This window comes from Bacillus cereus group sp. MS39 (assembly GCF_040448665.1).
Taxonomy (GTDB): Bacteria; Bacillota; Bacilli; order Bacillales; family Bacillaceae_G; genus Bacillus_A; species Bacillus_A wiedmannii.
On record NZ_CP123058.1, the window covers coordinates 4,972,497 to 4,997,177 of the forward strand.

A 24,681-nucleotide genomic window follows, 5' to 3' on the forward strand; every position below is an offset into this window, starting at 1 on the left:
GTATCCTTTCACTCCTTTAACATTTGTTATATTAAGAGTATAAACTACTCTGTTATATTCTATTCTCTATTTTTTCTTTTGTTCCTTCTCCGCTTTTCCATTTTCTGCGTAAATTTCTTTATACATCTTTTCTAATGCATATGGACTTGTAAAGATGAGCGTTAACGATTTCCACATATAAATTCTTCTTTGTAGTTCTACCCCATACTCTTTACTAACCATATTTTTCACTTCTGGAATATGTTCTTCGTTTTGAAATTGTTGTACAGATTTCAATTCCTTCGTCTTAAAATCCGTTAAAAGGCCTATTACAGTTCGTCCATGTTCCTGCGACCTTTCTTCTAAATCAAACTGGATCGAATGAACGAAACCTAAAACGTGAAAGATTTGAGCATGCAACCCGACAGCAGCACGCTGTTCCATTAAGTTGTAGCACTCTCGTTTTAACTCTTCTACCATTTCTAAAGAATTTCTATTAACTTTTCTTTTGCCAACAAACATAATTTTTACAATATGAGCGACTGCTCCCATACTTTTTAATACACTCTCTAAAACTTCTACCGCATCTTCCACATAACCATTTGAAATTATAGAATGAATAAATTCATCTAATAACACTTGAAATTTTTTAACTAAATGTAAATCGCGTAATTCTGGAACATCTTCTCTTAATTGATTCCGGCCTTGCACCCACTTTAAAACTTCTGTCATTTCTTCTTCTTTTAATTCATGATGTTCCATACCATACTTCATCAATAAAATATGATTTTTTAATAAGGACTTTCCTTCTTCAAGATTATCAGCTGTTAACGAATCAACTATTTGCTCTATAGATTTCATCTTTCTCCCCCTATATAAAAAAGCCTCTTAACAGCGATTATACCAAAAACTGTTAAAAGGCTTTTTCTATTTTTTCATATACGGAGCTAATACTCTCAGAATTTCTTCCTTATCCTTTTTTAACTCAAGTGATGTTAACATATCCATCGTTCTTGGTCTAGGTAATTTCACTTGCACCTCTCCAACTATTGATGCTGGTCTTTGAGATAAAATAAATACGCGATCCGACAGTAAGATTGCCTCATCTAAGTCATGTGTAACCATAACAATTGTTTGCTTCTCTTGGTGCCAAGAGTTTAAAAGCCAACTATGTACTTCCATTTTTGTAAAGGCATCTAATTTTCCAAAAGGCTCATCAAGTAGCATAATTGGCTTTTCACATAAATATGTGCGCAGAAAACTAATCCTTTGACGCATACCACCAGACAATTCATCTGGATAATGGTCTGCATATTCATCTAGTTCAAATTGCTTTAATGCTTCCATTCCTTCTGTTAGCCTTTGTTTTTTCGGTTTCCCTTCGATTTCCAACGGAAGAACTATATTTTGCAAAGCTGATCGCCACGGTAGTAATAAATCCTGCTGCGGCATATAACTTACAACATCTTGCTCTTGTACGTGCCTATCCTTATACGTTACATTCCCACTTGTTGGATTTTCAACATTTGCAATCATATTTAATAATGTGCTTTTCCCGCAACCACTCGGTCCTACAAAGGAAACGAACTCTCCCTCTCGTATAGAAGCACTAATATTTGCCAATACATTCTTTCCATCAAAAGCTTTTACGATCTCTTTTATTTGTAATCCACTCATTTTTCACTTGGAAGGAACTCATTTGTAAAGGCATCTTTCACATCAATTTTCTTCTTAATAACTTTGTTATCATATAAGAAATTCATGTAATTCGTCCAAACTTCTTCCTTCTGTACTCCCCACACTTTTGCATCATCTTGATACTTCGTACTTAACCATTTTTGACTTTCTTGTACTAATTCTTTATTCACATCTGGAACTGCTTTAATTAAAATATCAGCAGCTTCTTTCGGTTCTTTAATTGCAAAATTATAACCTTCTGTCGTTGCACTCATAAACTTTTTCACAAAGTCTTTATCTTGCTTCGTATGTTTTTCACTCGTAATAATAACAGGACTATAGAAATCAAGCGCTGGGTCTAAGTCTTTCACCATAATCGTATTTAACTCTTTTCCTTGGCGCTTCGCTTCAATTCCATCCCATCCGTAATATATCCATTCAAAGTCTGCATCACGACCGATTGATTTAAAGAAATCTGTTTGTCCTAAGATGATTTTTTCAACTTTATTAAAATCAGCTTGATGCTTCTCCATGATTGTCTTCAACGTTGCTTCTTCTGCTGGTCCTCCCCAGCCGCCGTAACGTTTACCTTCAAAATCTTTTGGTGACGTCATATTATCTTTTTTAAGTGATGCAAAAGCTGAAGTGTTATGTTGAATGATTGCTCCTATAGATACAACAGGAATACCTTCCACACGAGCCAACGTTACATTTTCTTGTGCGCTTATTGCGAAGTCAGCTTTTCCGGAAGCTATCATTTGCTCCGCTGTCACATTATCACCTGGCTGAATAATTTCTACATCTAATCCTTGCTTTTTATAATAATCTTTCGCTTGCGCTACATATAGGCCAGTATGATTCGTATTCGGAAACCAATCTAATACTACTTTTACTTTTTGATCTTTACTTGCACTTTCTTCTTTCTTCGCCGGATTACATCCAGCTACACCTACTGCTAATAAGGCAGCCAACATAACTTTTAAACCTTTTTTCATTTTCTGCCGTCCTTTCTATATATCCATGGTGCTGTTATTCTTGCCATAAACTCCACGATAAAATACAGACATAATGTCACCATAACAATAATTGCCGCCACACCAAATACTCGGGCTGTTAGAAAGGATTTTGTAGCTCTTGTAAGCATAACTCCTAATCCTTCGCTTGCACCGAGCCATTCCCCAATAATTGCTCCCATTACGCTATATGTAACTGCAATTTTTAAACCTGAGAAAAAGTATGGCAGCACTGCTGGAAACTTTACTTTCTGGTAAACTTGCCATTTCGTTGCCTTCATCGTTTGCAACAACTTCAACATATTTTTATCTACCGTTTGAAAACCTTCTAAAATGCTGAGCGCAATCGGGAAGAAACAAACGAGTATTACTACCATTACTTTCGGTAGCATTCCATATCCAAACCAAATAATAAATAACGGTGCAAGTACAACGATTGGAATCGTTTGCGAAATAACAAGCAACGGATTTATTAAAATACGAAATAAAGGGATAACATCCATAATAATTGCAATACTTGTCCCAATTAAAATCGCAAAAAACAGTCCGATTAGAACCTCTTGTAACGTTTGCATCGTATTCGGTAATAGTAAATCTTTCATTCCAATTAATTCTTGAACAATGGCAGAAGGCTTCGGTAAAATCCACGGTTCAATTTTAAATAATGAAACAGATCCTTCCCATATCGCTATGAGAAGGATAAGCCAAATTGTTGTAATTATTTTAGATTGCTTCTGGTTTTGCATATTCATCACGGTACTTCCAAACCTTTTCATCTATCGTTACACCAGTGCTTGGACGATAATGGATTTTAATAGAAGTAATCACTTCTTCTGCTCCAGCATCCACACAAGCTTGTTGCGCACGTTTAATGATATCAAGAAGTACATCTAATTCTCCTTCCAGCGTTGTTTCCATTGCCCCTACTTCATAACGAACTCCCGATTGTTGTACAACTTCAATTGCTTTATCAACAACAGAATACACATCTTTGTTCTTCGCTTGTGGTACTACTGAAAATGAAATTGTAACTTGTTGTGACATAGTAAAATCCCCCTTATAAAATGAAATATTAAAACAAGAAAAGGCTTTCCTACTGCGTAGGAAAGCCTTGTATGCAAGTTATTATAGAATAACATATGCTACATCACTTTAAGTAACTCCCTACGCTGGCATTATCCAGATCAGGTTGAGGGTCGATGTTTGTTTACATCCTCTCAGCCAATTGGCTCCCCGGTCCTTAATTCGTTTTCATTGTAGCATGATTTATTTTATTGAACAAACAAAAGCACGTATAATCATTTCATTTAACTTTTGAATTCCCCTATTAACTCTTGTAACTCCTGTGAAAGCCAGCTTAAAGAACTAGCTAATTCAGCAATATCTTGTACAGACATTTCCTGTTCTTTCATACTTTCTTCAATATTATTACTACTATTTGCATACTTATTTGCAATAAGTGATAGTTCATTTACAACACGAACAATATTTTGGCTACTTTGCAATATATCACTTGAATTACTAGAAACAACTCTAACTTGACTTGTAACAGATTGTGCTGATTTTGAAATTTTTTCAAAGAAAGCACCACTACTTTGAAAAAGTTTAATTCCGGATTCTACTTCTTTTGAAGCTTTTTGTATTGAAACAACAGCTTCTTCCGTTTCAACTTGTGTTTCCCCTATTAATTTCGCTATATCTTTTGCTGATGCTTCCGTCTGCTCTGCTAATTTACGCACTTCATCAACAACGGCAAATCCCTTTCCGGTTGCCTCAGCACGTGAAGCTTCAATAGAAGCATTTAAAGCTAGCGAATTCGTTTGATTTGAAATACCTGTAATTACATTTACAATATCACTAATTTCTTTTGATCTTGTTTCCAAAGAATGAATGATAGAAGATAAATCTTGTACTGCATTTTGTATTATGTTCATTTGATTAATGGTCTGTTCAATAACACCATTTCCTTTTACTGAATGATGCTTCATACCTTCAGACTCTTTCGCCATTTGTTTTGCAATATTAGTTATCTCTTCCATCTTATCTTCCATTTTATATACAATACTTAAATACTTTGGTACTGAAGTTTCTTGTGATTGAACGCCAGCCCTTAACTCAACTATAGAACTTACAATTCCTTGGACTGCCATGCTATTCTCTTTCGTACTCACTGACAATTCTTGCGAAGATGAGGAAACCTGTTCTGCTGTCTGCTTCACTTTATCTATAATTCCTTTAAACTTCTCAATGGTATTATTAAAATACGCATTAATAATACCAATATCATCTGGTCTTTCCTCTAATTTAATACTTAAATCACCTTCACCGACTCTGCGCAATCCTTCACGTAAATCTCGCAATGGAGCAAGTGCGTTACGCACAATTAAGAATTGAATAAAAGTTGCAATTAAAACAGAAATACAAATAAACATTAAACCTTGTATAATGAACTTTTCTTTTGTACTAGGAACAATAGAAGCATCTACATCAGCTGCAACAAGTGCCACAATGTTACCTTCTCCATCTTTAATTGGCTCTAATATCGTTACCCATGTTCCTAATGCGTCTTCATATACTTCTGTCATGTTTGCTTTTTTTGTGCTCATTACTTTATCATATGCTTTCATCCAAAGGTCTGGTTGTTTATAATATTCTCCCGGCCTTACTTCAACAACATTTGCTAAACCTGTAGATAAATCAATGATTTGTAGCTCACCTTTTTCATTTTTTTTCGCTCCAACAATATAGGTTTGTCCAACACTGTTCAATTCTTCCGTTGATTCATCTAATTTCTCTGTTAACTTCTCTCTCTTTTCTCTTTCTGCCGTTGGGTCTTTTGCAACATCTCTCAATATTTCCGCGTCTAATTTATGTAATACCGTATCTCCTGTTTCAAAAGAATGCCTTTCAAACATAGACATCATACTATTTTGAAACATGTTAAAACTTAACGCTCCCATAGTACCGACAAGCGTCAAAATAACTAACACAGTTAACAATACATTTTTTTGAAGAAATGATAGCTTATGCCAATATTTTCTCATTAACATCACCTTTCTTAATTAACTTACTATAAAGTAACGCTATTAAAATATAAACCTTATTAATAAACGATAACGGTTCTCATTTGTTTATAAACAAAAAAAAGACCAATGAAAAGAGCATTGGTCAAGACCAACCCTATCCGTCCGGTAACTGGCTAGCATAACCTTTCGGCCTTAGCTCCTGTAGTTTTGCGTCCTAATGTTTCCATCAGTTTGCCTTTCTCGCTGAACGAGTTGAACGATATGGGAGTTCTATGAGAATTAAATTATTCTCTATCAAAGATTACAACATAAAAATTAAAATGTCTACCTATTTAGAGATGCAAATGTAAAGTCTCAATGCATTATTTTTTCGAAATAATTTAACAAAGTTCGTGAATGTTACATTTCTTGTGTTATATAATAAAAAATGTATATAACACAAGGATTATTTTGAGTATTTGTTTTAATTTTCTTTCAAATTAAATTATTCAAATATATCTTAACTAATGAATTTCGGAGGTAGTTTATCATGTTTTGGCTACAATTTCTTACGTTACTACTCTGCATTTTTATTGGCGCACGCCTAGGCGGCGTTGGTCTAGGAGTAATGGGTGGCGTTGGCATGGCAATACTTGTTTTCGTCTTCCACTTACAACCTACAGCTCCTCCTATTGATGTAATGCTTATGATTTTAGCAGTAATTACAGCTGCCGGTGCACTGCAAGCCGCTGGAGGAATGGACTACCTTGTTCATCTAGCTGAGAAAGCATTGCGAAAAAATCCAAAGCGTATTACATTCTTTGCTCCAATTGTTACTTATTTATTTACACTGTGCGCAGGAACTGGTCACGTTGCTTATTCTGTACTTCCTGTTATCGCAGAAGTCTCTCGCGAATCTGGGATTAGACCGGAACGACCAATGTCAATTGCCGTAATCGCTTCCCAACAAGCAATTACAGCTAGCCCTATATCAGCTGCAACAGTTGCACTTTTAGCAATGCTAGTTGACTATAAAATCACCTTATTAGATATTTTAAAAGTAAGTATTCCTTCTACCTTCATCGCTTGTATGGTAGCTGCATTTGTTGCTAGCAAAATGGGGAAAGAATTAAATGAAGACCCTGAATACTTGAAACGTTTAAAAGAAGGAATGATTCCTAAAATTGAAGAGAAGAAAGAATTTGTTGGTTTAAAAGGCGCTAAACTATCCGTTATCCTTTTCTTAGTAGGAACTTTCCTTGTCGTACTTCTCGGTTCATTTGAAGCACTTCGTCCAGGATGGATGGTTGACGGGAAGTTAATTCGTCTTTCCATGCCAAACACAATTGAAATGGTTATGTTAACTATCGCAGCTCTTATTATTATTTTCTGCAAACCAAATGTAGAAAGCATCGTGTCTGGTAACGTCTTTAAAGCGGGGGCAACAGCAGTTGTTGCTATTTTCGGTATCGCTTGGATGGGAGATACTTTCTTTAACGGAAACTTAAATATGATTCAAGGATCAATTCAGCACCTAGTAACAAGTGCACCATGGCTATTTGCCATCGCATTATTCATTCTCTCTATTTTACTATATAGCCAAGCAGCAACAGTACGTGCTTTAATGCCCCTTGGATTATCACTCGGTATTCCACCAGCACTACTAATCGCAATGTTCCCTGCAGTAAATGGATATTTTTTCATTCCAAACTATGGAACAATCGTTGCTGCCATTAACTTTGATCGCACTGGTACAACAGGCATTGGTAAATATGTTTTAAATCATAGCTTTATGATTCCAGGCCTAATCGCAACATTCACTTCTATCGGAATTGGAATGCTTTTAATATCAATTATGTTTTAAAGAAAAAGCACAAACCTACAATTTTAAAGGGTTTGTGCTTTTTTAATCAAACGTTTGTTTAAATATTTTTAACTGTCCATTCTGCCATTATGTTCTTTAATATTTGTGTGAAGTCCGCTGGGAAAAGATGACCCAAACCTTCTCTCACAATTAATTTACAGTTCACATTATATTTCTCGAACATCGACATTAATTGAAGCGTGTTTTCGTAAAACGGATCTTTATCTCCCGTAACAATATATCCTTCTACATTCGTTATATCATTTGATACGACTATACTTTCAATTGCCTCAACATCTCGAATAGCGGGTATAGCTGCAATAAATTTTTGAGTCTCTAACATATTCTTTAACGCTAACTCTATCGCTATATTCCCCCCTTGAGAAGCTCCCGCAAGGATGGTGTCTTCCAAGTCATATTTACCCATAAAATCATTAAAACTTTTCATAATATCTTTTATAGCTATATCATGATTATCCCAGCTATAAGAATTCATTCCATGTACTTGTGAGGATTGAGAAAAACCTAACATATACTCACGTAATATTTCTTCTCCATACCAATACGGTGCAAAATCATTTATGTTTGATCCTCTCCAATGTAAAGAAAATAGTCCTGTCTTCGCCTCTTCATTTCCATAAGTAAATAATTTCGGGTCGGCTGTTAGCTGCTGTTTCTTAAAGATTTCTTCACACTTTTTCACTATCATTTTAAAAGCTTCATTCTCTCGTAATTCCTTTAAATCTTCATCCTGCATAAGTGTATGTGGATTCCACCAAATTCCCTTTTCTAAAGCTTCATTTAAACTAACAATTGCTTCTTCATACTTCCCTTCTATCGAAAGTACACACGCTTCCCAAAAGCTAGTTTTATCCATCCTTTCAGGGAACTCTCTTTTCGCTTTATCTATGTATCTATAAATAACATCAAAGTCTCCTTGTTCGAATAAACGAAATAATTCATTTTGCAACTCTACAAACTGTTTACGTTTCAAACAATCATCTCCCTTTTTCTAAATATCAATATCAGAAAAAAATAAAAAGCTATGTAGCCTTTTAATACTACATAGCCTTCTTCTACAAACTGTTACTTACTTCCTCTACTAGCTTCTTCGTACTTTCATACGCAGATTCTGCTAAACTAATCGCGGAAATAACGGAAACACCGTCCGCACCTGCTTCTATAACTGAAGCTGTATTTTCAATTGTAATACCACCAATTCCGACGATCGGTATTGTAATTCCTTGCTCTCTAAAATGAGCTAAACATTTCGTTCCTTGCACAGCTTTCGTATCTTTTTTCGTACTCGTTGGGAAAATAGGGCCAACACCTAAATAATCAGCTCCGTTTTCAATTGCCCAACGTGCTTCTTCAATTGTATGTGTAGATACACCAACAATTTTATCCCCCATTTTTTCACGAACAGAAGTAATTCCTTCATCATCTTGTCCAACATGCACGCCATCTGCATCTAACTCGAGAGCTAGTTCCACATCATCATTTACGATGAATGGTACACCGTACTCCTTACAAATTGCTTGTAGTTCTTTTGCGAAACAAATGCGTTTCTCTCCCGTTAAAGCGCCTTCCCCCTTTTCACGAAATTGAAAAATTGTTATACCGCCTTCAAGTGCATCTCTCAATACTCGTAGTGGCTCCTTCGTACAATTGTTACTTCCCATAATAAAATATACTGATAATAACCTAGACATTTCAGCCTTTGTAATCCGCGACATCTAGTTCCCCTCCTTACTATATAATCTCAATCTTCCCATACTTCTCAATATCACCTGAAGTGGTATTCGCTAACTGATTTAAAAATTCAATTTGGAAACTACCCGGTCCCTTTTCCACTGTCTTGGCAGCTGCTAGTTCCGCAGCTACACCATAAAATGTTAATGCGGCTACCGCTGCCTTTACATAATCCTTTTCTATCGCTACAAATGCTCCTATTACAGAAGTTAGTAAACAACCAGTACCTGTAACTTTCGTTAAAATAGGGTGACCATTTTGAATAAGAATAGTTCGCTCTCCATCTGTAACAACATCTTCTTTTCCAGTAATTACCGCAACTGTATTCAATTCGTCTGCTGCCTGCTTTGCAATACTTACGACATTACCATTTCCAGCACCAGCGTCTACTCCTTTAATTTCCCATCTCTCATTAATAACATTCGCTATTTCAGCTGCATTTCCGCGAATAATCGCTAACTCGATTTCAGCTGGAATATGTCTCGCAACTTCTGTTCGATACGATGTTGCTCCTGCACCAACTGGATCAAACAGTACTGGTACATTGTTCACATTTGCTGATTTACCTGCAAGTAACATTGCTTCTACTTCTTCAGGGCGAAGTGTCCCCATATTTAATACTAACGCTCCAGCAATGCTAGCCATTTCTGCTACTTCTTCTTTTGCATACGCCATTACAGGCGATGCCCCTAACGCTAACAAACCGTTAGCTGTAAAATTTGTTACAACGACATTTGTAATATTATGAACGAGCGGATTAGATTCTCTCACCAAATCCACTACTTTACTAATTTCTTTTATATTCATCATTCTCATCCCCTAACTATAGTGATGGGAGATACACAAAAAGACACTTTGCGCGTACGCAAAGTGCCTGAACATGTGCTTTTACACTCTCCCTACGCTGGCATTATCCAACAGGTTCAAATGGTCAATGACGGATTAGTCATACTCTCAGTTTGCATCCACAAACTCCCATGTGTTTAGTATTCTTCTACTTCAAAGTCTACTCTTATTCTAGTAAAATAACAAGTTCTTTACTTTTCTATTTAATATAGAAGCAACTAATAAAACAATACGTATAATAAATAAGTATCTATTTCTCATAGTCTCATCATGGTGCATATTATGTTCTGTCGCCATCATTCACTTTCAAACAGATGTTATCCCACTAAAAAACGTTCAAATCTGGAGCGAAACTGAATCTCAAGAAGATGTATGCTATAGTTAACGTATGGAAATTTGAAAGGATGTTTTAAATATGTCAAAAAGCGTTGTAATCGCTGAAAAGCCTTCCGTTGCACGTGATATTGCTCGCGTACTGAAGTGCGATAAAAAAGGAAACGGCTACCTTGAAGGTAGTAAATATATTGTAACTTGGGCTTTAGGTCATCTCGTTACATTAGCAGATCCAGAAAGCTATGATGTGAAATATAAAAAGTGGAATTTAGAAGATTTACCGATGCTACCAGAGCGTTTGAAATTAACGGTGATTAAACAAACAGGGAAACAATTTAATGCTGTAAAAAGTCAGCTTCTTAGAAAAGATGTAACTGAAATTATTGTAGCAACAGATGCTGGACGTGAAGGAGAGTTAGTCGCTCGCTGGATTATTGATAAGGTTCGAGTTAACAAACCAATCAAACGTCTATGGATTTCATCCGTTACTGATAAAGCAATTAAAGATGGCTTCGCTAATTTAAAACCAGGTAAAGCATATGACAATTTATACGCTTCTGCAGTTGCACGTTCAGAAGCTGACTGGTATATCGGTCTTAACGCGACTCGAGCTTTAACGACTCGCTTTAATGCCCAGCTGAATTGCGGCCGTGTTCAAACACCTACTGTCGCTATGATCGCTAATCGTGAAGATGAAATAAAGAACTTCAAAGCTCAAACTTACTACGGCATCGAAGCTCAAACAACGAATCAGTTAAAACTAACTTGGCAAGATGCAAACGGCAATAGTCGCAGTTTTAATAAAGAAAAAATCGATGGTATTGTAAAAGGTTTAGATAAACATAATGCTACTGTTGTAGAAATTGATAAAAAACAGAAGAAGTCATTCTCTCCTGGTCTTTACGATCTAACTGAATTGCAACGTGATGCAAATAAAAAGTTCGGTTATTCTGCGAAAGAAACATTAAACATTATGCAGAAATTGTATGAGCAACATAAAGTGCTAACGTACCCTCGTACAGATTCACGCTATATTTCATCTGATATCGTTGGAACACTCCCAGAACGTCTAAAAGCATGTGGCGTTGGAGAGTACCGTCCTTTAGCACATAAAGTATTACAAAAGCCTATCAAGTCTAATAAGTCATTTGTTGATGATAGTAAAGTAAGTGATCATCACGCAATTATTCCAACAGAAGGATACGTTAACTTCTCGGCCTTCACAGATAAAGAACGTAAAATTTATGATTTAGTTGTAAAACGTTTCTTAGCCGTTTTATTCCCAGCATTCGAATACGAACAACTAACGCTACGCACAAAAGTTGGTAATGAAACGTTCATCGCACGCGGAAAAACTATTCTACATGCCGGCTGGAAGGAAGTATATGAAAATCGCTTTGAAGATGATGATGTAACCGATGACGTAAAAGAGCAACTTCTACCTCACATTGAAAAAGGCGATACATTAACTGTGAAGTTAATTATGCAAACATCAGGTCAAACAAAAGCACCTGCACGTTTTAACGAGGCGACTTTACTTTCAGCAATGGAGAATCCTACAAAATATATGGATACGCAAAATAAACAACTTGCTGATACGTTAAAATCAACTGGTGGATTAGGTACTGTAGCGACACGAGCTGATATTATCGACAAGCTATTCAATTCATTCTTACTTGAAAAACGTGGTAAAGATATTCACATTACTTCAAAAGGTCGTCAGTTACTCGATTTAGTGCCAGAAGAGTTAAAATCACCTACGCTAACTGGTGATTGGGAACAAAAGCTCGAAGCAATTGCGAAGGGTAAACTGAAAAAAGAAGTATTCATTTCAGAAATGAAGAACTATACGAAAGAAATTGTTTCTGAAATTAAATCGAGTGATAAAAAATATAAACATGACAACATTTCAACGAAGTCTTGTCCAGACTGTGGTAAACCAATGCTGGAGGTAAACGGCAAAAAAGGAAAAATGCTCGTTTGCCAAGACCGTGAATGTGGTCATCGTAAAAATGTATCTCGTACAACAAACGCTCGTTGCCCACAATGTAAGAAGAAGTTAGAATTACGTGGTGAAGGCGCTGGCCAAATTTTCGCATGTAAATGTGGCTATCGCGAGAAATTATCGACATTCCAGGAGAGACGTAAAAAAGAATCTGGAAGCAAGGCTGATAAGCGCGACGTTCAAAAATATATGAAACAACAGAATAAAGAAGAAGAACCATTAAACAACCCGTTCGCAGAAGCATTAAAGAAATTAAAATTTGATTAAACAAAAAGGTTCCTACCTCTATCGGTAGGAACCTTTTTTTATTAATGAATAATTTTACTTCCTTTTGCGTTCTCAACAAACTTTTCACTCGATTTGTTAATTGGTGTTTTCAATAATAACGCAGCGATAACGATGACTACTACGAACACACTTAATACAAGTAAATCTCTAATAACTATATCCCAAAGCATGCCACCTACTGTTTCACGAATTGCACTAATTGCATATGTGAATGGTAAGAACGGATAAATTGCTTGGAAGAATGGTGGTGTCATTTGAATTGGGAACGTACCACCCGATCCTGCTACTTGAAGCACAAGTAAAATGATTGCCATCGATTTCCCAACGTTTCCGAAAATAGAAACGAGTGAGTACACGATACAAACAAATACTCCGCCAATAAATAAACTAAATAACACAAACCAGAATTTATCGACTACGTACGTACCGAGTAAGAATATATCCCCCATCGATACGATAAATGCCTGCGAAAGACCTATCGTTAAGAATGTTAATAAACGTCCAAAGTATATTTCATGGCTCTTATAATTCGCGCCCTCTTCATGTACTTCTACCGTTAATAACGAAACCATTAATAGTGCGCCTACCCATAATGCAAGCACTGTGTAGAATGGTGACATCGCTGAACCGTAGTTCGGCATTGCAAATAACTTATTCTCTTTTAAATTTACTGGATTCGCGAAGTAATCACTTTGCTTTTCAACATCATTTTTCAATAAGCGTATGATGTCTTTTATATCCTCTTCTGATTCAAAATCACGAATTTTATTTGCTAAGTCTTTAATCTTTTTCTCAGTAGCTGGCATTTCAGCTTTAATATCTGCAATTTTCTTTTGACCATCTACTAAGCCTTTTGATGAGTCTTCAAGTAATTTTTTCACATCTGGAAGCTTCTTATCTGCCTCGCCTAAAATTTGAGATGTATTTTTAGACATCTCTTTTGTACGAGCAATTGCTGCATTGAAATTCGGAGTGATTTCCGAGTCATATTTAGCTAAAATGTCACCAATTTGGCCCGAAACATTTTTAGACACTTGATTAATACTTTCAATAACATCTGCTGCTGGTTTTTGACCTTTATTAATAGCGTCAATTCCTTTATCAGTTAAATCCATTCCTTTTTGCAAACCATCTTTTGCTTTATTTAACTTAGCAATTGTGCCATTAAGATTTTTATCACTATTCACATCGCCCAAAACTTTATTTGTACTTTCCATAACCGGAATCATATCATTAACTAAATTCCATCCTGCTTTGAACTGTCCATTTAACTCATTTAAGGCTACTTTTGTAGAATCTAATCCATTAACACCTTTGTTACTTAAGTCTTCTCTTGCTTTTTCAAGCTCCGTTTTTAATCTGCTGTAATCATTTACAGCCTTATCATATTTTTCTCTACCATTGTCTAATGCTTCATTTGTTTGGTTTACTAAATCATTTGCTGCTTTTATATCTTGATTTAAATTCCCTCTTAACTGCTGAGCGTCTTCTTTTACATTTTCAGCTGTGTTTTTCAATTGCTCAGCTGTGCTTACTGCTTTTTCGAAATCTGCTACAAATGTTGCATTATAATCCTTTTCAGCTTGATTTACTAAATTATTTACTGTATCTAATTTTTGATTCACAGCATCTCGCACATCTTGTTTAACTTCTTGTCCGGAACTAATTAAATCTCCTACATGCTTAACTCTATTGTTAACATCCACCATAGAATTTTTAAGCACCGTTAAACTTTCTACTCTGTTCCCAAAGAACTGTTTACCAAAGTCCGTTGAAGCTGATTCTTTAAAAGTTGTAAAGAAATCAATTAAATATGAAACACTATCAATACGGTCTTGGAGAAGTTTTGAAGCATCCTGAACGTTTTTCTGTGCTACAGCTGGATCCACGCCCTTATTTTGAAGACCATCCATAACACTTTTCACATATGCCGTTCCAACACGAGTAGAACTAAAAACATTATTTACAGTTTGATCAATATTTTTAGCAATATTTTTATACCCCTCACCATTCACTTGCGGTAACGCTGGAATTTCTGGTATTTGTGGTACGTGCGGAATAGTTATATTAGGCAACACCGGGAATTTAGCCGGATCTGGAAGTGTCAGATTAGAATCAAATGATGGATTTTTTAAGAAATCCGTAATTGCTGCCGCACTATCTAAACCTTGTTGCATTATAATTAAATTATTCTTAATTGTTCCAGGTGCACGTTTCAATGTTTCATCATTTCTCGCAAAGAAGTTATCTAAATTCCCTAACGCTTCTTGCCCATCATTCATAACACTTTCTACAACTGGCAACTCTTTTTGCGCTACTTTCACAACATCTTCTGCCCGAGTCGCATCATCTAATGCCTTATCCACAAGTGTATTCATTTCTGGGAATTGTGCTTCTAACTTAAAGACAAGATCCTTGACCTTCTCAATACTCGGTAAGTTAGTTTCTAAATCGATTCCAAGATCGTTGAAGATTTCAAAAATCTCGCCGTTTGCTGTTTTAACAAAGTTTTTACTAATCTCTTCTGTCAGCCCCGATGCACCTTTAGCTGTAATCTTCGGCGCAATGGCATTTACCTTTTCATTTACGTAATACTCAATTTCTGGTTTCTGTGGATTTTCATCCAAGACTGTTGCAATCTTTTCAGAAAAATCTTTTGGAATAGTAATACTTGCAGAATAATCTCCACGCTCTACCCCATAAATCGCTTGCTTTTCATCGACAAACTTCCACCCAAAATTTTTGTCCTTCTTAAGTGAATCTACAATTTCTTTCCCGATGTTAATATCTTTCCCTCTTAAATTTGATCCAGCATCTTGGTTAGAAACTGCAATCTGGATTCCTTTTGTATTTCCATAAGGATCCCAGGAAGCTTTAATGTTAAACCATGCATATAACGATGGTAAAATCATTAATCCTAAAACAATAACAATTGCAGCCCAATGTTTAGCTACATTCCGTAAATCTGTCTTATAAATACGCCAAATTTGTTTCATAGAATTTATCACCTAATTATATATTTTTCCTTCTTTAGAAAATGATACATACATTTTGCAATTATATCACTTTCTACATCGTGGATTAAACGAAAATACACTATTTTTCCCATTAAATATTTCACTTACTTCATTATATAACGAAGTAAAAAAAGTATGCATACAAAATGACCAAATTAGTTTTACATTCAATAATAACAAATATATAGGAAATGTCATAAAAAATACAAGTATTTTCTCTTGGCAATACTTGTATTCCTCAAAAAAATCCTCACAGCTTTTCATCATCTGTGAGGATTTCTTCTATTATATATCTACTTGTACTTCTACACCGAAATGATCTGAAATTACATTTCTGTTCGTACCATTAAAAATGACTTTTGAAGAACGAACTTTTTCACTTTGGTTACACAATATTAGATCGATTCGTAAGTTATGTTTATTTTCATCCCAACCAGCAATCTCACCTTGGACAGTTGTTCCTTCATCCTTCTCTATTGCTAGTTCATATGTGTCATACAAACCTTTTTGCATCATATATTCATAACCTTCACCTTGTAAACGGGCGTTATTATTAAAATCACCCATTAAGAAGGAAAGTTCATTACTATCTACACGCCCCATCAAACGATTAACTTGATCTTTGAATGATTCTTCTTCATCATTCCACCAACCGAGGTGGCAAGAGTAAAACGTTATGTTCTTATCATTATAAGCAATTGTCGCACTTACAATTTTGCGTGTTTTCCAATACGTTGTATCCTTATTTTCTGAAATAAAGAACGTATCTTCCTTTACAACATTATGCTTCGTTATAATCGCTAATCCTTCTTCATACACATCATAACCAATATGAGAGAAATCCCAAGTAATATTGTAATCTTTTACATGTAACGCTTTTAACTCTTCTAATAGTAAAAGTCCAAAATTATCTTCTTTCTTGTTACCGCATACATTTCCAGCTTGTATCGACTGACTTACTTCTTGCAATGCGATGACATCGTACTCTTCTTCTTGAATGACTTTAGCAAGATATTTTATCTTTTCCATTTGATTCTCTTCTTGCCAAGAGTGACAGTTTAAAGTTAGCAATTTCATCTTATTACGCACCTAACATATCTTGAATGTCTGACTTTAATACGTCAGCTTTCGGACCATATACTGCTTGTACACCTTTATCTTTTACGATAAGTCCTAAAGCACCATTTTGTTTCCACTGTGCTTCTGGTGCAACAACATCTAAATCTTTTACTGTTACACGTAAACGCGTCATACAAGCATCTACGTCAGCAATATTTTCTTTACCACCTAATAAATCAATAACTTTTGTTGCTAATGAACCATCCTGTACATTTCCTGTTCCTTCTGATGACTCATCTTCATTATCAATATAGTTACCTGCACGTCCTGGTGTTGGTAAATTGAATTTTTTAATTAAGAAATTGAATAATGTAAAGTTCAGACCGAAGAACACTAATGAAACGATAACGAAATTGATTAAATCTCTAGTTAGTCCTGCATTAACCATCATCGGTGTACGAGTAATTAATTCAATAAATCCAAATGCGTGAACACGTAAGTTAATTAAATCTGCTAATGCGAATGCAAGTCCTGTTGTAATTGCATATACAACATATAATACTGGAGCAATAAACATGAACATGAATTCAATTGGTTCTGTTACACCTGTTAAGAATACTGCTAATGCAGCCGATAAGAACATTGGTTTATATTTTGCACGTTTTTCTTTATCAACATTACGGAACATCGCGAAAGCAATACCCATTAACGCTGCTGTTGAACCAATAACTTGTCCAGCTTTGAAACGAGCTGGTACAACGTTATTTAATAAATCGTTATATGCTTTCGTATCTCCATTTGCTAGTAAATTATTTAAGTCTGTAATCCATGCAAGCCATAAAGGATCTTGTCCTGCTACAATTTGTCCAACTTTTGAACCAGTTAACATCGTATATGTTCCGCCTAGCTCTGTGTAGTTCATCGGAATCGTTAACATATGATGTAAACCGAATGGTAATAGTAAACGCTCTAACGTTCCATATACAAATGGTGCAACAACTGGTGCACTATCTTTAGATGCTGCAATCCAGCGACCGAATTCATTTAATCCACTTTGGATGAACGGCCATAAAAGTGATAATACAATTGCAGTGACTGTAGACCAAACAATTACAACGAATGGTACGAATCGTTTTCCGTTAAAGAATGCTAATGCCTGTGGCAGTTTATTATAGTTATAGTATTTGTTATATAAAGTAGCTCCTAAGAAACCTGTGATAATCCCTACGAAAACTCCCATGTTTAATGCTGGTGCACCAAGTACAGAAGTAAAGTAATCTTTTACAACTAAATCTCCTGCTAATACTGAAGAAACTGTCGCTTTTGAATCCGCTAACATTTCAGCGTTTACGCCAAATATAGCTCCTGTAATTCGGTTTGTTAAGACGAATGCTAATAGCGCTGCAAATGCACCACCTGCGCGATCCTTCGCCCAAGACCCCCCAATTGCTACTGCGAATAAGATGTGTAGATTTGTAATAATTGCCCAACCTATGTCTTCCATTACGCGAGCGATTGTATGAACTGCGTTAACATCCCCAGCAGACATCCCAATTAACTTACCGATAGAAATCATTAAACCAGCTGCTGGCATTACAGCTACAACAACTAATAATGCTTTTCCGAACTTTTGCCAAAAATCAAAAGACGTAATTTTCATCTGTTCTTCCTCCCCTTTATTTATAACAACATAATGATTTAAATTATAATTTCTAGTTTTTTTATGAAAACGATTCCTTATGTTACTTCATTTTTATCTTTACGCAACCGTTTTCATAAATCTATTTTAATAAAAGCGTTTTCACTTTGCAATAGAAATTTATTTTTTTTCATAAAAAAAGATGCTCTAAGAGCATCCTTTTTTATTATGAAATGCGATAAACCCTTGTTTCATAAGGCTTTAACGTGATTGAAGTTACTTGTTCATTTTCCGCAACTTTATAGTTATTTAAAAGCAAACGTTTGCGTTCTAGTGCAAATGAACCCTCATTATACACAGCTTCCTCTTTTGAGATATTGCTAATTACAACGATTTTTTCATCGTTTAATGTACGAGTATATGCATAAATTTGCGGATCGTCTTCTAGAAGTAAATCGTACGTACCGTAATTCAGTACATCGTGCTCTTTTTTCAAGGCAATCATTTTTTTATAGAAATTGAAAATAGAGTTCTCTTCATTTTTCTGCTTTTCAACATTAATTTCTTTGTAGTTTGGATTCATACCAAACCAAGGTGCACTTGTTGTGAAGCCAGCATTCGTCTCATCATTCCACTGCATAGGTGTACGTGAATTATCGCGGCAAGAAGCCCATATAATCTCCATCATTTCTTGATGTGATACGCCCTCTGCAATTTTCTCTCGATATAAATTTTTAATTGCTACATCATCGTAATCTTCAATATTTGGGAATTGAACATTTGTCATACCAATTTCTTGTCCTTGATAAATAAACGGTGTACCGTGCATAAAGAAATACATCGCTCCAAGAGCTGTTGCACTTTCACGCCAATATTGTTTATCATCTCCCCACGTTGAAACGATACGTGGTTTATCGTGATTCTCGATATATAAAGCATTCCACCCTTTATTTTCTAACCCTTTTTGCCATTTTGTTAATACCTTTTTCAACCCTACAACATCAAGGTCTTTCTTCTTTTCTGCATCCCATAAGCTTAAATGTTCAAACTGGAATACCATATTGAATTTACCTTGCTCTTCTCCAACCCAAAGCTCAGCATCTTCAATCTTAACGCCATTCGCTTCACCAACAGTCATAATATCGTACTTAGAAAACGTATTTTCTTTTAACTCTTCTAATAAAGGTTGAATGCCATCCACATTCATATGTTTATCAAAAGATGGTACATACTTTAGTTCTTTTGGATTTGGCATATCCTTAAAACCATCTTCTTTTTTAATATGGCTAATTGCATCCACTCGGAAACCATCAATTCCTTTATCAAGCCACCAATTCACTGTATCGTATAATACTTCGCGAACTTCTTTATTCTCCCAGTTCAAGTCTGGTTGTTTACGCGAGAATAAATGTAAATAATATTGTCCTGTTACTTCATCATATTCCCATGCCGAACCATTAAAAATACTTTCCCAGTTGTTTGGTTCCGCACCATCTTTACCATCATGCCAAATATACCAATCACGCTTCGGATTGTCTTTAGATGAACGAGATTCAATAAACCATGGATGTTCATCACTCGTATGATTAATAACTAAATCAATAATAAGCTTCATATCACGCTTATGAACTTCATCTAGTAAAGCATCAAAGTCTTCCATCGTACCAAACTCATCCATGATATCTTGATAATCACTAATGTCATAGCCATTATCATCATTAGGTGACTTATACATTGGACAAATCCAAATTACATCTATACCTAAATCTTTTAAATAGTCCAACTTTGCAATAATACCTTGTAAATCTCCAATACCATCACCATTTGAATCCATAAAGCTACGTGGATAAATTTGATAAGCAACCGCTTCTTTCCACCATGTCTTATTCATACTAATTCTCTCCTTTTGCATCCCATCAGAATTTTATGCAAACGTTTTCGTAACACTATCATAACAAAATATGAATAGTTTGCAACTGTTTTCATTGAACTCTATGTAGATTCCTTATTCTTATGCTTTATTTATTTCTCACAAAAGCAAATCTCATTCCTCACCTGCTCTTGTCCACGCACGTTACATATGCTCGGTTAAAGATTTACGAGAAAGCTTTATCAATTGGCCCGATATCGACATTAAAAATTGGCAAACTAGTTATTACGGCCCTAACTTTCAAAGATTGCGTAAAGTGAAAACCATATATGATCCTTGCAATGTTTTTCGTTTTCAACAAAGTATCCCTCCTTTTCATACGTAAAAAAGGAAGAACAGAATGCTGTTCTTCCTTTTTACATTGAAAATCGTTCAATTGTTTGTTTCAGGTCCGCTGCTTGCTTCTCTAAATCCTTTAATAATTGATCGATTACTACCATATTTTTAGATTGTTGCAACGTCACACGTGCCACTTCTTGTGAACCAGCTGATGTTTCCTCAGCAATTGCTGCTACAGCCTTTGTTTGTGCTCCTGTTTGATGAATGTGACTCACTTGTTCATTCATATAACTACTAATTTGCTTCGTTGCATCAGCCACTTCCATAACACTTGATGACATCTCTTTTAAAATTAATTCCGTAGCTTCTCCACGTTTTGCCTCTTCTTTAGCTATTTTCACTTGTTCTGTCATTTTCATTGCAACTTGTTGTACTTCATCTTGCATATTTCGTAATAACTGCGATATGTTTCTTGCAGAATGATCGCTTTCATCGGCAAGTTTACGTACTTCTTCAGCTACAACTGCAAAGCCCCTTCCATGTTCTCCAGCACGAGCAGCCTCAATAGAAGCGTTTAGTGCTAATAAATTCGTTTGACTAGCAATCTCACTCACAACAGAAACAATATGTTCTACTTGTTTCATTCGTTCTTCTAACTTCTGTACATTTTGCATTGAATCTTCATTTTCTTTTGCCAATGTTTGAATACCTTGAATTAAGGAAGTAAAGACACGAGTACTATGCCCTAAAGCTTGAACCATTTCTGAAGACAACTCATCAGACTGTTTCGCTTTCTCTTCTACTTCACTTGCAATAGAAGTTGTTGTATCAACGGCAGACACAATTGCCTGAATGGAAGCGGCCGATTGCTCAGCTCCAGAAGAAATCTCTGCAAGTGTCTCAGAAACACCTCGCGCTTGTTTCGTTGCTTCGCCTGTTTGTTTTCTAATTTGCTGTACTTGATTGTTTGTATACGAAAATGTTGTATCAATATTCTTTACCATGCCCCTTAAGTTTCCTAGCATCATATTAAATGCAACACTTAAAGATTTAATCTCATCATCTGTTTTTGGTAATGGAACATCTTCACGAATATCTCCTTCAGCCGCCTTCCTTGCAGCCTCCTCTAACTTTCGAAGTGGTTTAATTAAAAAGATTGCTGCTCCATATGCTAAAATTCCAGACCATACTACACCTAATAACATAACGATAATATTATAAACAGTTTGACTTACATAACTTTGAAAATAATCGTATATCACGTAAATAAAAAATATACTTGTTGAATATGTAATAAAAGCTAAAACTGTAGTAAATAGCATAAGTTGTGTACGTAAGCCAAAGGAAAATGTCTTCCTTTCTTTTTCCATCTCTTCTTTCCCCCTTTTTATAAGCAATATAAGTACTACCTATATATTATTATCCATATTTTCGTTATAGAAAGATATAGGGATTTTAAAAATCATTATTCCCTTGAATATCAAATCACCCGAAAAAAATAAAGGATTCTGAAAATTTATGACTAATAACAGAAATAAGGGGCAACATTTGTAAAATATATTTTGACTGGGGGTTTTGTATGATTCAGGTTCGAAATCTAGTAAAATCATTTGGCTCACTTGATGTTTTAAAAGGAATTGATTTAGAAGTGCAAGAAAAAGAAGTTGTTGTTTTAATTGGTGCCAGTGGTTCCGGTAAAAGTACATTACTTCGCTGTCTTAACTTTTTAGAAATGTACGATGAAGGTGAAATTCACTTACAAGGTGAACGAATTGATCCAAAGCATTCAAATTTAAACAAAGTCCGTGAAAATGTTGGTATGGTTTTTCAGCACTTTAACCTCTTTCCCCATATGACCTCACTAGAAAACATCATAGAAGCACCTATTCATGTAAAAAAATTAGAAACAGCAAATGCAAAGGAGATTGGAAATCAGCTTTTGCAAAAAGTCGGCCTACAAGATAAAGCAGATGTAACTCCCCACCTCCTGTCAGGTGGTCAAAAACAGCGCATTGCCATTGCACGAGCTCTTGCTATGAATCCTAAAATTATGCTATTTGATGAACCTACCTCAGCCTTAGACCCTGAACTTGTTGGAGAAGTATTGCAAGTTATGAAAGAACTTGCTGAAGAAGGAATGACCATGGTGATTGTTACTCATGAAATGAATTTCGCAAGAGATGTAGCTGATCGCGTCATTTTTATGGATGATGGAAAGATTGTAGAGGACGCTCCACCAGCGCAATTCTTTTCAGCTCCATCACATGAACGCGCAAAACAATTTTTACGCAACGTTCTATAATGTAACTTCTGTTTCAAACGAAAAGAACTACATTCATACGGTGCACAAAAATATCTCAATAACATACTTAAAACCATCCGTATGATCAATATATAGGAGGGGTTTTATGAAAAGAAAACTATTAACCATTGTTGCGAGTATTACATTATGTACATCCTTCATACTAGGAGCCTGTGATAAGGAAAGTGCTACTACTTCTTCAAATGGTGAAAAAGAATTTCGTTATGCGATGAGTGGATTATACAAACCTTTTAACTATAAAGAAAATGACGGAAAGCTTGCCGGATTTGATGTGGAAATTGGTGAAGCTCTCGCAAAAAAGATGGGAATGAAACCCACTCCCATTACAAATCCATGGGAAACGCTAATTCAAGGTCTACAATCAAAAAAATATGATGTGATATTAGGAAGTATGGCCATTACAGAAGAACGATTAAAAGCTGTTAGTTTCTCAAATCCATATTATCGCTCTGGGGCCCAGATTTTCGTAGCTAAAAAGAATACATCTATCTCTTCTCCAGAAAATTTGAAAGGTAAGAAAATTGGTGTTGTAAAAGCTAGCACCTTTAAAGATCTTGTTGCAAAACATACAGATCAAATTACAGAATATGATAGCGATATTACTGCACTTATGGACTTAGAGCCTGGACGTATTGATGCAGTAATCACTGATCAAATGGTTGGTTTACGTATGATCAAAGAAGGTAAATCAAATATAAAAGAAGCTGGAAAACCATTAAATCTTGATGAAATGGGAATTGCTATTCGTAAAGATGATAAAGAAATGGTTGAGAAAGTAAATAAAGCTTTAGATGAAATCATTAAAGATGGTACGTATGAAAAAATCAGTAAAAAATGGTTTGGGCGTAATATTCTCGGCGAAGAGGAAAAAACGAAGTAAATTAGCTAGTCAAATGTTTCATACATTATGCCCCACTTTTTATGTGGGGTATTTCATTCCCTACCAAAATCCATACAATATGAGGTGACACATATGTTTGAAATTTTTATGTCTACTTATCCCACACTCTTAAAGGCTACTATTGTCACATTACAATTAACACTAACATCCCTATTACTTGGTTCACTAATTGGATTACTATTCGCTTTTTTTCGAATCTCTAACAATAAGATTTTAAATAGTATTGCTCATGTATATATCGCCATTATTCGTGGTACACCTTTAATTGTTCAAATTGCCATTCTCTATTTCGGTATTACATCGATTATTGTCTTCACTCCTTTTTGGGCAGGAGCAATTGCTTTAGCAATCCATAACGGTGCATATATTACTGAAATTTTCCGCGGTTCCATTCAATCTGTCGACCGTGGACAATTGGAAGCTGCTCGTTCTTTAGGTATGCCTTATCCTTTAGCAATGCGCCGTATTGTATTACCGCAAGCATTTCGTCAATCTCTTCCTCCTTTAGGAAATCAGTTTATTATTGGATTAAAGGACTCCTCTCTCGTTGCATATGTAGGATTGTCCGAATTATGGGGATCAGGTTTATCAATTGCTGCAAGTAACTTCCAACAATTAGATACATACATAATTGTTGGTTTATATTACCTCGTACTTGTTCTTCTATTTACTTATTTTGTTAATCTTTTAGAAAAACGATTACAACGAAAAGAAACAAATTCAGTTCAATTTAGCAAAAAGAATAAAAAAGAAGTCTCTTTATAAAAAAAA

Annotated in this window: 19 protein-coding genes, 1 pseudogene and 3 riboswitches; of the genes and pseudogenes, 6 read left to right on the plus strand and 14 right to left on the minus strand. The window is 35.4% G+C overall.

Going from position 1 to position 24,681, the window contains the following annotated elements; genetic code table 11:
- Positions 1–66: 66 nt before the first annotated feature.
- From QEP67_RS25750 to QEP67_RS25775, 6 genes are all read right to left on the minus strand, one after another.
- Complete coding sequence (locus QEP67_RS25750; protein ID WP_000835395.1) at positions 67–840, minus strand: hypothetical protein; 774 nt, start codon at positions 838–840, stop codon at positions 67–69.
- Between the two features lie 66 nt (positions 841–906).
- Positions 907–1,656: an ABC transporter ATP-binding protein gene (locus QEP67_RS25755; protein ID WP_000016074.1), complete on the minus strand. Its 750-nt coding sequence runs from the start codon at positions 1,654–1,656 to the stop codon at positions 907–909.
- Positions 1,653–2,651 (minus strand): ABC transporter substrate-binding protein, encoded by a 999-nt coding sequence (locus tag QEP67_RS25760; RefSeq protein ID WP_000715550.1) that lies wholly within the window; start codon positions 2,649–2,651, stop codon positions 1,653–1,655. The genes QEP67_RS25755 and QEP67_RS25760 overlap by 4 nt, the downstream gene beginning before the upstream one ends.
- On the minus strand, positions 2,648–3,421 hold the full coding sequence (locus tag QEP67_RS25765) for an ABC transporter permease (RefSeq protein WP_001057159.1): 774 nt from the start codon (positions 3,419–3,421) through the stop codon (positions 2,648–2,650). Before QEP67_RS25765 ends, QEP67_RS25760 begins: the two co-directional genes overlap by 4 nt.
- On the minus strand, positions 3,393–3,713 hold the full coding sequence (locus QEP67_RS25770; RefSeq protein WP_000082897.1) for an MTH1187 family thiamine-binding protein: 321 nt from the start codon (positions 3,711–3,713) through the stop codon (positions 3,393–3,395). Before QEP67_RS25770 ends, QEP67_RS25765 begins: the two co-directional genes overlap by 29 nt.
- A gap of 100 nt (positions 3,714–3,813) precedes the next feature.
- Positions 3,814–3,915, minus strand: a riboswitch (TPP riboswitch).
- A 61-nt stretch (positions 3,916–3,976) separates the two neighbouring features.
- Positions 3,977–5,713, minus strand: coding sequence for a methyl-accepting chemotaxis protein (locus tag QEP67_RS25775; protein WP_001234177.1), 1,737 nt, complete (start codon positions 5,711–5,713; stop codon positions 3,977–3,979).
- 143 nt (positions 5,714–5,856) lie between these two features.
- Positions 5,857–5,941: riboswitch (cyclic di-GMP riboswitch) on the minus strand.
- A 283-nt stretch (positions 5,942–6,224) separates the two neighbouring features.
- Between QEP67_RS25775 and QEP67_RS25780 the strand changes: the two genes are divergently transcribed.
- Complete coding sequence (locus tag QEP67_RS25780; protein ID WP_000498721.1) at positions 6,225–7,538, plus strand: anaerobic C4-dicarboxylate transporter; 1,314 nt, start codon at positions 6,225–6,227, stop codon at positions 7,536–7,538.
- A 58-nt stretch (positions 7,539–7,596) separates the two neighbouring features.
- On the opposite strand, the gene QEP67_RS25785 is transcribed toward QEP67_RS25780, so the two are convergent.
- The 3 genes from QEP67_RS25785 to thiM all read right to left on the minus strand — a co-directional run bounded on the left by QEP67_RS25785 (position 7,597) and on the right by thiM (position 10,097).
- Positions 7,597–8,532: a hypothetical protein gene (locus QEP67_RS25785; protein ID WP_016089483.1), complete on the minus strand. Its 936-nt coding sequence runs from the start codon at positions 8,530–8,532 to the stop codon at positions 7,597–7,599.
- A gap of 82 nt (positions 8,533–8,614) precedes the next feature.
- A complete protein-coding gene (gene thiE, locus QEP67_RS25790) occupies positions 8,615–9,274 on the minus strand; it encodes a thiamine phosphate synthase (protein ID WP_016089484.1) in 660 nt (219 codons plus the stop codon).
- A 16-nt stretch (positions 9,275–9,290) separates the two neighbouring features.
- Complete coding sequence (gene thiM / locus QEP67_RS25795) at positions 9,291–10,097, minus strand: hydroxyethylthiazole kinase (RefSeq protein WP_033659616.1); 807 nt, start codon at positions 10,095–10,097, stop codon at positions 9,291–9,293.
- Positions 10,098–10,169: 72 nt separating this feature from the next.
- A riboswitch (TPP riboswitch) is annotated at positions 10,170–10,279 on the minus strand.
- Positions 10,280–10,551: 272 nt separating this feature from the next.
- Between thiM and topB the strand changes: the two genes are divergently transcribed.
- Positions 10,552–12,741 carry a DNA topoisomerase III gene (topB, locus tag QEP67_RS25800; RefSeq protein ID WP_016089486.1) on the plus strand — a complete coding sequence of 730 codons (2,190 nt, stop codon included), beginning with the start codon at positions 10,552–10,554 and terminating at the stop codon, positions 12,739–12,741.
- Between the two features lie 41 nt (positions 12,742–12,782).
- Here topB and QEP67_RS25805 read toward each other — a convergent pair whose 3' ends face one another.
- The 4 genes from QEP67_RS25805 to QEP67_RS25820 all read right to left on the minus strand — a co-directional run bounded on the left by QEP67_RS25805 (position 12,783) and on the right by QEP67_RS25820 (position 20,368).
- Positions 12,783–15,758 carry a YhgE/Pip domain-containing protein gene (locus QEP67_RS25805; protein WP_353706473.1) on the minus strand — a complete coding sequence of 992 codons (2,976 nt, stop codon included), beginning with the start codon at positions 15,756–15,758 and terminating at the stop codon, positions 12,783–12,785.
- 306 nt (positions 15,759–16,064) lie between these two features.
- Positions 16,065–16,856, minus strand: a complete 792-nt coding sequence (locus QEP67_RS25810; protein ID WP_000772009.1) for an endonuclease/exonuclease/phosphatase family protein — start codon at positions 16,854–16,856, stop codon at positions 16,065–16,067.
- Between the two features lie 4 nt (positions 16,857–16,860).
- On the minus strand, positions 16,861–18,498 hold the full coding sequence (locus QEP67_RS25815; protein ID WP_000705564.1) for a PTS transporter subunit IIBC: 1,638 nt from the start codon (positions 18,496–18,498) through the stop codon (positions 16,861–16,863).
- Positions 18,499–18,703: 205 nt separating this feature from the next.
- Positions 18,704–20,368, minus strand: coding sequence for an alpha-glucosidase (locus tag QEP67_RS25820; RefSeq protein WP_048567173.1), 1,665 nt, complete (start codon positions 20,366–20,368; stop codon positions 18,704–18,706).
- A 217-nt stretch (positions 20,369–20,585) separates the two neighbouring features.
- Between QEP67_RS25820 and QEP67_RS25825 the strand changes: the two are divergent.
- A pseudogene (locus tag QEP67_RS25825) lies at positions 20,586–20,732 on the plus strand (BBE domain-containing protein); the annotation flags it as partial.
- A gap of 31 nt (positions 20,733–20,763) precedes the next feature.
- On the opposite strand, the gene QEP67_RS25830 reads toward QEP67_RS25825, so the two are convergent.
- Positions 20,764–22,056, minus strand: a complete 1,293-nt coding sequence (locus QEP67_RS25830; protein WP_353706474.1) for a methyl-accepting chemotaxis protein — start codon at positions 22,054–22,056, stop codon at positions 20,764–20,766.
- A gap of 209 nt (positions 22,057–22,265) precedes the next feature.
- Here QEP67_RS25830 and QEP67_RS25835 point away from each other — a divergent pair, with 209 nt between their 5' ends.
- From QEP67_RS25835 to QEP67_RS25845, 3 genes are all read left to right on the plus strand, one after another.
- Positions 22,266–22,988, plus strand: a complete 723-nt coding sequence (locus tag QEP67_RS25835) for an amino acid ABC transporter ATP-binding protein (RefSeq protein ID WP_048567175.1) — start codon at positions 22,266–22,268, stop codon at positions 22,986–22,988.
- A 106-nt stretch (positions 22,989–23,094) separates the two neighbouring features.
- Positions 23,095–23,889, plus strand: a complete 795-nt coding sequence (locus QEP67_RS25840; RefSeq protein WP_000823728.1) for an ABC transporter substrate-binding protein — start codon at positions 23,095–23,097, stop codon at positions 23,887–23,889.
- 93 nt (positions 23,890–23,982) lie between these two features.
- Entirely contained in the window at positions 23,983–24,675 is a 693-nt protein-coding gene (locus QEP67_RS25845) for an amino acid ABC transporter permease (protein ID WP_000461606.1), read from the plus strand.
- The last annotated feature ends 6 nt before the right edge of the window (positions 24,676–24,681 follow it).